Genomic DNA, 11,025 nt, shown 5'->3' with positions numbered 1-11,025 from the left:
TTAGAACCCATATATCCAATGTACTTTCCATAATCACGTTTTAGATGGTTGTTAAATCAATGATGGTTAGAACAAACGTGGCGTCATTTACCAGCAGGGAAAAGTTTTAGATGGTTGTTAAATCAAAACAGTGAGACTAATACATAATTAAAAGAAGGCTGAGAATAGAGGCACTAAAAATGATTAGTGGAAAGCAATATAGCCAGCAGGAAGAATTAAAAAAGAATCGAAGGGAAGCCTTTAAACGAGCAGGCATCCTTACTGATGAAGAATTCCATAAGCTAACAACAAGCGAGCGACTTGAATATGTCGAAAAACAAAATGCGTTACATATGCCAGTAACTGTAGAGCGTGACACACCTTATGATGCTAACTTACAAGTGAAAAAATCAGGTAAAGAGAAAAAAGTAGATGTTGACGCTAAGATTAGACATGCACAAACTAAGGGCTTTATTATGAACGCTTTAGGTTTATTAGCCCTAATTGATATAATCCATAATTGGTGGGGACCTTCAAAATAGTTTCATTTTCTAAGAACAAGTGGTTATTACCCAGCCTAAGATAAGACAAAAGTTACTAAACATTTTTAAAATTTACCGAAGTGTATCAGCTTTTGTTAGGATTAATTTATAATTGCTTATTGCATAACTATTTTGAATAAACTATGCATTTCAAATGTGCTTTTTTAATTTTCATTGTTTAGAGGAATCAAGAATAAAAAACAGTTAGTCGAATGGAACTAACTGTTTTTTGCTGTCTTTAACAATTCATATTTTTATGAAATAAAAAAACTCATGAATATGATGGACCTCGCTTACCCTTGAATCAAAACTAAGTTAATCTAATTGAATTTTGTTCGGGCAATATTTGAATGCCAAATACTGGAAGGAGTTCTTGCTGATTGACCATATATGTGGGGATATCAAGGCCATGGATGTTTTTTACTAAATGAATGATTTTACCCTTGGTCATCGCCTGTTTTCCTGGATACAACAGACACTCTTTGCTAGAAATTTTTAATTTTGCCAAAGGGTAAACTTGTTGATTGATTGTTAAAAACAGCTTGGTTTGGCCATCTATATCATTCGTTAATTGCAATAAGTTAGTCAATTTCATAATAATGATTCCTATACGTTTTTAAAGTGTTATACTATTGATATTATTTTTAGAAAAGGTGACATTTCTTTGAAACAATTAAAGCATAAAAAGCTATGGCTTTCATTAATAATTGTTGTTTTGCTAGTTTGCGTAATTTTTACTGGTGCAGGCTATTATTTCTTTAAAATGGCCTGTGTACCAGGACCAAAAAGTTTTTTAAGTTCATCCAGTGACACATTGAAAAAGTCGGATCCATTATACAAAGAAAAAAAGTGGTTCAAAAAGACTGCTAAACAAAAATGGTACATGCAGTCGGCTGACAATCAATATAAATTAGTCGCAAACTATATTCCTGCGGCTAGTTCTAATAAGACAGTAATTATTCTGCCTGGATACATGGACACTAAGGAAGATATGGGCGAGTATGACGCGCTATTCCATGAAATGGGCTATAATACTCTAACACCTGATCCACGTGCTCAAGGTAAAAGTGAAGGAAAATATATCGGCTATGGCTGGCCAGAAAAAGATGATGTCAAAAAGTGGATTAATTTAGTACTCAAGCGCAAAGGTAGTCAGCAACAAATTGTCGTCTATGGTCTTAGTATGGGCGCAGCGACAGCGATGATGACAAGTGGGCTAAGACTTCCAGGACAGGTTAAGGCCTTTATTGAAGATTGTGGCTATACCAGCGTTAAAGATGAAATTGAACACGAGGCTGAAGCACTATATAATATGCCTTCTTTTCCACGGTTCCCATTAGTGGAAATCTTGAGCGGCATCAATCGCGTAAAAGTTGGTTACTTCATGAAAGATGCATCGAGCATTAAGCAACTACATAAAAATCATCGTCCAATGTTCTTTATTCATGGTAGTCATGATACTTTTGTTCCAACTAAAATGGTATACCATAATTATTTAGCGACTAAAGGTCCTAAAAAAATATGGGTTGCACCAAATTCCAAACATGCTGATTCATTTGCCGATCACCCGAAGGAGTACCGTAAGCGTATCGCAAGCTTTTTAAAAGATTATGTTAAATAATTAAGTGCATTTTGGTGGTAAGGACTAGCAATAAAATGCTATGATTAAATTGTGGAAAGGGGAAACAAATAACCTAATTTATTTCCATATTCTGTATATTGTTAAAGTAAAGTATATGTCATATATGAGTTGGCTTTCTAATAGTTAAGGGATAATGATCTTTACTTAAAGAGATCGGTTTATCAAATAATAAAGGTTGGTCTTTATTTATTCACCTAAAGCATTAAAATACCTCCATCCACAAATAAAAAAGTTGCCGCAATTTGCGACAACTTTTTTATATTAGCGTAAGGTTAATTTGACGACACACTCACAGCGTGGTGTTTGAGGTAACATATCAACATTTTCAATTAACCGAACATCATATGCTTCACTCAATAACACTAAGTCTTGTGCAAGAGTGGAAGGATTACATGAAATGTAAACAAAAGTTTTAGGCTTGATTTTCAATAGGGTCTTAATTAGACTCTTTGCAAGTCCGGTCCTTGGCGGATCAACAATTAAGGCATCAATTGGAACACCATTTTTCTGCAATTCAGGAAGAACTTTTTCCACACTGCCTTGAAAGTAATCTGCATTACGCAAATGATTAAGCTCAACATTGTGTTTAGCGTCTTCAACAGCTTCAGGAATAGTTTCAATTCCAACTACTTGTTTGACTTGATCCGCTGCTAAAATTCCCAGGGTACCGACGCCGCTATAGGCATCGATTAAAGTGTCTTCGGGTTTTAAGTCGAGGAATTTAAGTGCCTCAGAATACAAGGTTGCAGTTTGAACTGGGTTTAATTGGAAAAATGCTCGTGGTGAAAGGGCAAACTTCTTGCCTAAGATTTCATCAATAATTTGATTTTTGCCGGCCAATTTTTCTGTCTTATTACCCCAAACTTGAGGGTTGCGCCAATCAGTTTCGTTCTGAAAAACGCTAACAACATTAGGCAAGTTAATGATTTCCTTACTTAAAGCAGGTAAGTTCTTAATTTTGTGTCCAACCGTTATTAGTGTTACTTGAATTTCTTTGGTTGCTTCCGCTTGGCGAACAACGATTGTCTTTAAACCATCATAATGTCTGAAAGGATCGGCAACTGCTACGTGTAACTTGTCAACCAGCTCCTTTATTTTACGTTCAGTCTCTTGCGTTGCTTTGTTTTGCGTTGGCATGACAGGTAAATCGTATAGTTCATGTGAATTTGGAGCAAACAAACCGAGTTTAGTTTGACCATGATCTTGCTCAATTTGATATTGAGCCTTATTACGGTAGTGCCATTCACTTGGAGCAGGGATTGTCTTTTTGACTTTATACTTATTGTAACCGCGTGGATGATATTTTCTTAATGCTTCCAAAACATTGTCACGCTTGAATTCAAGCTGTTTTTCGTAACTTAAATGTGCCAGCTCAAGTCCGCCGATTGCTGGATCAACGCCTTTAGGGTAAGGAACACGGTCTGGACTTTTTTCCTTAATGCGAACTAGTTCAGCGTCAATGTAGTGCGGATATTCCTTGATAATTTTTGCCACAACAACTTCGTTTGGCAGTGCGCCTGGAATAAAAATGATTTTCTTGCGATAATAGCCAATACCTTCACCATTAATTCCTAAGCGTTTAATCGTGATGATAACGTCTTTTTCTTTTGTTTCTTTTTGCTTAAAATTTTTGTACATAATTTTCTTTCTACAATAAAACGTTACAATGTTAACAATTTATTGTACTACCTAACAAAACTTTTTCGCAAGAATGAAAGAAATTTGCTAGCATGTAACTATAATCTAGTAGAAAGGTGAGTAAAATGCCAATAATTACTAAAGTAAGCAGTCAAAAACGTCCGGGTCGGTACAATATTTTTTTAGATGGCAAGTATGCTTTTTCCGCCAGTGAGCAGACTGTCGCAGAATTTGTTCTTTTAAAAGGACAAGAGCTGACTGACGAAAAAGTAGATGAGGTCAAGCAATATGATGAAGATGCAAAAGCAACTAATTTAGCATCAAGGTATTTAAATTATGAACCGCGAACGGTTTATGAAGTTTTACAATACTTAAAGGATCATGGAATTGATAATGAACCTGCACAAGCTGCAGTTAATCAATTAACCGAAATGGGCTTTTTGGACGATCAAAAGTACGTGGATCTAGCAATTAGACAAAATTTGCGAATTGGTACTGATGGGCCCATGACGATTTCACGTAAACTTACGCAAAAGGGGATTGATCCTGAATTAGTCCAAATTGGGTTGGAACAGATTGATGACAGTGAATGGCAAGATGCGGGACAACGGGTCTTGAAGTCAATGAAAAGTAAAATTGGCAGAATTTCACAACGTGAACTTGAGCGTAAAATGAGGACCAAGTTGATGAGCCATGGCTTTTCTAGTTCAATTGCTGATGAGATAATTGCCGAACTGGATCTTGCGCAAGATGAAAGTGAGCAACTTGATGCTTTGAAAAAACAGGGCGTTAAGGCGTATAAGCGTTTCAGAAGGTTGCCCGAACAAGAGCGCAACAGTAAAATCCGTAATTATCTTTATACACATGGTTTTGCCAGCAATGAAATTGATTCTTTTTTAGCAGGAGAAATTATCCCGCTTGACGAATTAGCAGACTATTAAGGAGTTTTTATGAAAAAGTTACAAGAAAAAAGTACATTTGTTGGTCGTCCTTTTTCCGATCAATTAATGGATGACCAAAGAACATTTTCTAGTTGTAATGTGGAAATGGAACAAGATCAGGTTTTTCAAGCGTTTTTAGCCGAGCATGAATTGACTGATCAACGGGCTAGCATGATCGTTTTCGGGCCAGAAAATTTTATGTACTGGTACGGTGTATTAGTTCCAAATGAAGTAGAAGTTCCTAGTGGTCTAATGAGATTTGTCTTACCTCAAAATGAGGTCGCACTTGAAGAACTTGACCAGCAAAATCTTGCTTTTTTCAGCCAACCACTTAATTCAGTTTTGCCAACATTTTTACAAAAAGTGGGCGATGAAGGCATTCAAATGTATGAAAATCCAGGTGATAGCCTAACACCATATTTTGTTCAAACGCTAAATTTAGCGACAAAAAAACTGGCACAGATGTTATATCTGGATGCCAGTGAGTAAAATTCTTAATGCTGATTAGGATCGATTGATAAATTATCGTATTCAACGTAGGCACCTAAGCAGGTTGAAAGTAACATAACTAACATTACGATTCCTGCCGATTTGCCAACAATCTGATCCAAAGTTAGAAATTGGCGAACAACAAAAGTTGCGCCAAAGCAGAGAACAAAGTCCAAAATCATATTGGCTAATTGCAAAAGTGGACGCCGTCTAATACTGAAAAAACGTAAAAGTTGTTTTAGTAAGCCGTCATCAACTTCCACAGCCAAGAGGTCGACCGGACGTTGAATGGTTGCCTTAATTGCAAACATAATCAGAGCGCCGACAAATGCACCAATTGAGGTTCTGAACAAGTCAGCTGAATGCAGTACTAATGCATCGTAACCGATACCGATGATGGTGAGACTGCAGATGTATGGTATTAGCAATAAAAACGTAAAAACAAGTAAAACATGACTTTTTTTCATTAATAAACCTCATTTCTTACGTGCTATTTTAACATATCCTGTGCGTACATGATATAATGGCACTATTAAACTTCGTATTTTTAGAAAGAGAGAAAAAACTATGGCTAGCGACCCTGATAAGGGGAATTTATTTCAAATTTTCAAAAATAAATTATCCTCTTCAAGCGATGGAGAGACGAAAGAACATTTAACTGAGGAAATAAAGGAACTGCACGATCAGAAAAAAGTGAGTGACACTGAGTTTTCAATGTTAAATAATGTTTTGGATTTTCAAGGACGAATGGTCCGTGAAGTCATGGTTTCTAGAATCGATGCTTTTATGGTCGATTATGGAGTTAGCTTGCAGGATAACCTTAAAGAAATTTTGCACGAGCCATATTCAAGAATCCCTGTTTACAAGCAGGACAAGGACAAGATTGTTGGTGTCATTCATATCAGAACAGTGCTTAGAAAGGCTTGGGAAAAAGGCTTTGATAAGATTAACTATGAAGATGTCATGAATCCACCGCTATTTGTTCCAGAAACAACTGATTTGGCTGAATTACTAGTTGAGATGCAGCGAACACAGCAGCAATTAGCAATTTTAACCGATGAATATGGTGGAGTTGTTGGTATTGCAACCATTGAAGATTTGATCGAAGAAATTGTTGGTAACATTGACGATGAAGTCGACCATACTGAAGTTTTATCCGAACAAATCGCTCCGAATAAATATGTGATTTACGGGAAAATGCCGCTTGACGAATTTAACGAACAGTTTGGTACTGATCTTGAAATGGAAGACGTTGATACAGTAGCCGGATACGTAATCACTAAATTGGGAATTATTCCTGCCAAAGGAGAAAAATTATCAGTTAAATTAGACAATGGGATGGTTTTGACCACAAGAAGAATGAACCGGTCAAGATTACTCACGGTCTTGTTGACGATACCAGACAAAGGACAAAAGGAAGAAGAGCAAAGTAATTAATGAGTGATGAACTTAAAAATAAGGTAGAACAAAGAAGAACATTTGCTATCATATCGCACCCTGATGCGGGTAAAACAACGATTACGGAGCAAATGCTTCTTTTTGGTGGCGTTATTCGTAGTGCTGGTACCGTTAAAGCACGTAAAACAGGCCATTATGCAACTAGTGACTGGATGGAAATCGAAAAACAACGTGGTATCTCCGTTACTAGTTCCGTAATGCAGTTTGAATACGATGGTAAAAGAATCAATATTCTTGATACACCAGGACACGAGGATTTTTCAGAAGACACTTATCGAACATTGATGGCGGTCGATGCAGCAGTCATGGTAATTGACTCGGCTAAGGGTATTGAGCCACAAACGAAAAAGCTGTTCAAAGTTGTCAAGCAACGTGGTATTCCAATCTTCACGTTTATGAACAAGTTGGATCGTGATGGTCGTCCGCCATTAGATTTAATTGCGGAATTGGAAGATCTTCTTGGCATCGAAGGTGTTGCGATGAATTGGCCAATTGGTTCCGGCCAAACTTTGCAGGGTCTTTATGATATTGCCAATAATCAAGTTGAGCTTTATCACAAAGACGGTGAAGATCGTTTCTTGCCACTTGATCAAGACGGCAACTTGCCTGAAAGCGAACCATTAAGCCAGAACCCACAATTTAAGGATACTTTAGATGAAATTGAATTAATCAAAGAAGCTGGTAATACTTTTGATTCTGAGAAGATTCTCAGAGGAGATCAGACCCCCGTATTCTTTGGTTCTGCCTTAACTAATTTTGGCGTTGAAACCTTTTTAAAGAGTTTTGTAAAATTGGCTCCAGCTCCACAAGCACACACAGTTAATGATGATGAAGAGCTAAGTCCAGATGACCCGGAATTTTCAGGCTTTGTCTTTAAAATTCAAGCTAATATGAATCCAAATCACCGGGATCGAATTGCTTTCATTAGAATTGGTAGTGGCGAATTTAAGAAGGGCTTAGATGTTACTCTTGCGCGGACTGATAAGCCAATTAGGCTAAATAATGCGACCGAGTTCATGTCTAGTGAACGTGTTCAAGTCTCCGATGCCGTTGCCGGCGATATCGTTGGTCTCTATGATACTGGTAATTTCCAAATAGGTGACAGTATCTATTCTGGTAAAAAGAAAATCGTTTACCCACCATTACCAGAATTTACACCGGAATTGTTTGTGCGTGTAACTGCGAAAAACGTAATGAAGCAAAAATCGTTCCATAAAGGAATGACGCAACTGGTTCAAGAGGGTGCGATTCAGTTATACCGTAACTATCAAACTGATGAATATATTTTGGGTGCCGTTGGTCAACTGCAATTTGAAGTTTTTAAGTTCAGAATGAAGAACGAATATAACTCAGATGTAGAGCTAAATAGTATCGGTCATCGTGTGGCTCGCTGGATTGATCCGGATCAACTTGATCCTGCTATGTCGAATAGCCGTAACTTATTGGTTAAAGATCGCTATGATCAGCCACTGTTTCTATTTGAAAATCAGTTTGCTGAGCGCTTTTTCCAAGATAAGTATCCGGATGTTAAATTAACTGAGAAATTATAAGCAAACAAAAAAAGGTTGATAAATTTATCAACCTTTTTTCTATTTATCAATATTGATTTCAATTAACTGTTGGTTTTTGTCAAAGGTTATAACGTAGGAAGGATCATCTTCCTTAATTAGTCGCTTAATGACAAATTCAGCTTCTTCTTTACGAATACGACGATCATGATTTTCCAGAGCAATTTCGATTGCTTCATTGCTTTCGGTATAGATGACAGAGGTATTTCCTAATGAATAAACTTTTACATAATTAACGTTAGTCGAATTCAGTTGACTATGAACTAGATCCTTATAGCTATTGGTTACATCTATTAAGTGCATGGATTTCACCCGTTTCTTCTAGTAGTTATCTTTTACATTAGTATAACGCTAATTACAACATTTTTCTTTGCAAAAAAGCAATTATATTGTAATTAATTAAAATATTATTGCATAAAGCCGAGAGATTAATGATCAATTTTCTCATCAGAAGAATTATTTTCTTCATCGCTAATAACAATCTTTTGGTCCTTAACACTTGCAGTTAAGTTTTTAGCAGTTGGATGATCAAGCTTGTAATCAGCTACTTTATCTTCAATTTCTTCTTGAATAGTTCTGCGAAGTGGACGTGCACCCATAGCAGGGTTGTAGCCTTCCTCAACTAACTTGTTCTTTGCATCGTCAGTAACAGTAATTTGCATTCCGCGGCTCTTAACCATGTTATTAACACTGTTAAGCATTAAGTCAACAATCTTAACTAAGTCTTCCTTAGAAAGTTCGTTGAAGTCGATTACGTCGTCTAAACGGTTTAAGAATTCAGGTTTAAAGAATTGACTCATTGAAGAACGAGCAGCATCTGGCTCATCACTAGCATTTTCAGCTGTAAAGCCCACGCTAGTTTCCTTAATGCCTTGTCCCGCATTAGATGTCATGATGATGATTGTGTCTTTGAATGAAACAGTACGACCTTGAGAATCAGTTAAGCGACCGTCATCTAGAATTTGTAAGAACAAGTTCATTACAGAAGGATCAGCTTTTTCAATTTCATCTAACAAGATTAGACTGTATGGATTACGACGAACCTGTTCAGTTAATTGACCTGCTTCTTCATAGCCAACGTAGCCAGGTGCAGAACCAATTAGTTTAGAAACTGAATAGGATTCCATATATTCTGACATATCAAAACGAATCATGGCATCTTCTGAACCAAACATTTGCTTGGCTAATTGTTTAGCAAGCTCAGTCTTACCAACACCAGTTGGACCAACAAAGAGGAAGGAGCCAATTGGTCGTCCGGATTCGTTGAAACCAATCCGGTTACGACGAATAGCACGTGCTACCTTGTCGACAGCCTTATCCTGACCAATTACATGTTCTTTTAAGTTAGAAGCCAAGTTTTGCAGTTGATTTTCTTCTTGTTTTTGTAAGTCACCAACTGGGATACCAGTTTTTTCTTCAACAATCTTATTCATAATCTTGCTGGTAATAACTGGTGATTTATCAGGATCAACCTTTTGGTCTTTTACCTTATTATATTTTTCAATTTGATCACGATAGTAAGCGGCTTTTTCGTAGTCTTCATTTTGCAATGATTCCTGCTTTAACTTTTCAGCTGCTGCAATTCTTTCCTGCAGTTTTTCTTTGTCAACGTAAGGGATGGTTAAGTTCATTCTTGAACCAGCTTCATCGAGCAAGTCAATGGCCTTATCAGGTAAGAAACGATCTTGAATATAGCGCTCAGATAATTCAGCAGCAGATTTGATTGCATCATCAGTGTAGTGAACGTGATGATAGTCTTCGTAACGCTTCTGAATACCTTTCAGAATTTGAATAGTTTCTGCAACTGATGGTTCTTTAACATCAACTGGTTGGAAACGACGTGACAAAGCAGAGTCTTTTTCAATTTCGCGATATTCGTTCAAGGTAGTTGCACCGACTAGTTGCAAGTCACCACGGGCAAGGGCAGGCTTAATGATGTTACCAGCATCCATGCCGCCTTCAGCATTTCCGGCGCCAACTATTTCATGAATTTCATCAATAAACAAGATGATGTCGTCATGATCTTGCAGTTCCTTGATCAATTGTTGCATCCGTTGCTCAAATTGACCACGAATTCCAGTTCCTTGAACAAGAGAAACAACATTTAATGAAATAATTCGTTTATCTTGTAATTTTGCAGGTACTGAACCATCAACTATTTGTTGTGCTAATCCTTCGACAACCGCAGTCTTACCAACTCCGGCTTCACCAATTAAGACAGGATTGTTTTTTGTTCTTCTATTTAAAATTTCGATGACACGCGCAATCTCTTTATCACGACCAATAACAGGATCGATTTTGCCTTTTTTAGCAAGAGCAGTTAAATCTGTACCGTATTGATCAAGTAGTGAACGGCCTCCACCACCATTATTAGGATTACCATTGTTCATTCCAGGGTTTCCTGGGTTATTAGGGTTGCCGTTCATTGCATTTTCATTATTAAAATTAAAGAGATCGTTAAAGTCGCCAAAGAAACCGTTGTTGTCGTTACTCATGTTAATATTTCCTTGTTGTTTAAGTTCTTGATAACATTGTCCACATAAATTGATTTCGCGGCTTTCTCCATTTACCTTTGCAAAAAGATGAATAGAGGCAGGTCGTTTTTGACAGTTTTGACAGAGCATTACATTACCGCCTTTCTTTTCAATGACTAAATTATATAATTAGCACTCTCAATAATCAAGTGCTAAAACTCGGAATAATATACATTATTATCTATTGAATCCAAATATGCTAAAATAATCACTTGTAAAAGCAAAAATGCTTAA

General features: G+C 36.9%; 11 protein-coding genes and 1 CRISPR repeat array (1 of these 12 cut by a window edge). Of the genes, 6 read left to right on the top strand and 5 right to left on the bottom strand.

The annotated features are described in order from the left end of the window. Window positions 1–139: direct repeats of the CRISPR family, unit length 36 nt; unit sequence GTTTTAGATGGTTGTTAAATCAATGATGGTTAGAAC; it reaches 161 nt to the left of the window's first position. Window positions 140–179: 40 nt separating this feature from the next. Further along, window positions 180–521, top strand: coding sequence for a hypothetical protein (locus H3T48_RS06040; protein WP_198188880.1), 342 nt, complete (start codon window positions 180–182; stop codon window positions 519–521). Window positions 522–831: 310 nt separating this feature from the next. Here the strand turns inward: H3T48_RS06040 and H3T48_RS06035 are convergent, their stop codons facing one another. Continuing rightward, on the bottom strand, window positions 832–1,116 hold the full coding sequence (locus H3T48_RS06035; RefSeq protein WP_198188879.1) for a hypothetical protein: 285 nt from the start codon (window positions 1,114–1,116) through the stop codon (window positions 832–834). Between the two features lie 63 nt (window positions 1,117–1,179). On the opposite strand from H3T48_RS06035, the gene H3T48_RS06030 reads away from it, so the two are divergent. Then, window positions 1,180–2,142: an alpha/beta fold hydrolase gene (locus tag H3T48_RS06030; RefSeq protein WP_370567534.1), complete on the top strand. Its 963-nt coding sequence runs from the start codon at window positions 1,180–1,182 to the stop codon at window positions 2,140–2,142. A 282-nt stretch (window positions 2,143–2,424) separates the two neighbouring features. Here the strand turns inward: H3T48_RS06030 and rlmD are convergent, their stop codons facing one another. Further along, window positions 2,425–3,801: a 23S rRNA (uracil(1939)-C(5))-methyltransferase RlmD gene (gene rlmD, locus H3T48_RS06025; RefSeq protein WP_109715270.1), complete on the bottom strand. Its 1,377-nt coding sequence runs from the start codon at window positions 3,799–3,801 to the stop codon at window positions 2,425–2,427. Window positions 3,802–3,926: 125 nt separating this feature from the next. Here rlmD and recX point away from each other — a divergent pair, with 125 nt between their 5' ends. Both recX and H3T48_RS06015 read left to right on the top strand, forming a co-directional pair. Beyond that, window positions 3,927–4,742 (top strand): recombination regulator RecX, encoded by an 816-nt coding sequence (recX, locus tag H3T48_RS06020; protein WP_198188877.1) that lies wholly within the window; start codon window positions 3,927–3,929, stop codon window positions 4,740–4,742. A 9-nt stretch (window positions 4,743–4,751) separates the two neighbouring features. Further along, window positions 4,752–5,231, top strand: coding sequence for a hypothetical protein (locus tag H3T48_RS06015; RefSeq protein WP_046306422.1), 480 nt, complete (start codon window positions 4,752–4,754; stop codon window positions 5,229–5,231). A gap of 5 nt (window positions 5,232–5,236) precedes the next feature. Here the strand turns inward: H3T48_RS06015 and H3T48_RS06010 are convergent, their stop codons facing one another. Beyond that, window positions 5,237–5,698: a hypothetical protein gene (locus H3T48_RS06010; protein ID WP_046306424.1), complete on the bottom strand. Its 462-nt coding sequence runs from the start codon at window positions 5,696–5,698 to the stop codon at window positions 5,237–5,239. Between the two features lie 100 nt (window positions 5,699–5,798). On the opposite strand from H3T48_RS06010, the gene H3T48_RS06005 reads away from it, so the two are divergent. Continuing rightward, window positions 5,799–6,668 carry a hemolysin family protein gene (locus H3T48_RS06005; protein WP_122034646.1) on the top strand — a complete coding sequence of 290 codons (870 nt, stop codon included), beginning with the start codon at window positions 5,799–5,801 and terminating at the stop codon, window positions 6,666–6,668. Beyond that, a complete protein-coding gene (locus H3T48_RS06000) occupies window positions 6,668–8,239 on the top strand; it encodes a peptide chain release factor 3 (RefSeq protein ID WP_198188876.1) in 1,572 nt (523 codons plus the stop codon). The genes H3T48_RS06005 and H3T48_RS06000 overlap by 1 nt, the downstream gene beginning before the upstream one ends. Before the next feature lie 39 nt (window positions 8,240–8,278). Here the strand turns inward: H3T48_RS06000 and H3T48_RS05995 are convergent, their stop codons facing one another. Together H3T48_RS05995 and H3T48_RS05990 are read right to left on the bottom strand one after the other, a co-directional pair. Then, window positions 8,279–8,560 (bottom strand): DUF1827 family protein, encoded by a 282-nt coding sequence (locus tag H3T48_RS05995; protein WP_046306430.1) that lies wholly within the window; start codon window positions 8,558–8,560, stop codon window positions 8,279–8,281. 125 nt (window positions 8,561–8,685) lie between these two features. Next, entirely contained in the window at window positions 8,686–10,881 is a 2,196-nt protein-coding gene (locus H3T48_RS05990; protein WP_198188875.1) for an ATP-dependent Clp protease ATP-binding subunit, read from the bottom strand. Between the last annotated feature and the right edge of the window lie 144 nt (window positions 10,882–11,025).

The organism is Lactobacillus sp. M0403 (assembly GCF_016101265.1).
Lineage (GTDB): Bacteria > Bacillota > Bacilli > Lactobacillales > Lactobacillaceae > Lactobacillus > Lactobacillus apis.
Note: the sequence above shows the minus strand (reverse complement) of the source record. Positions and strands in the feature narration are given on the sequence as shown.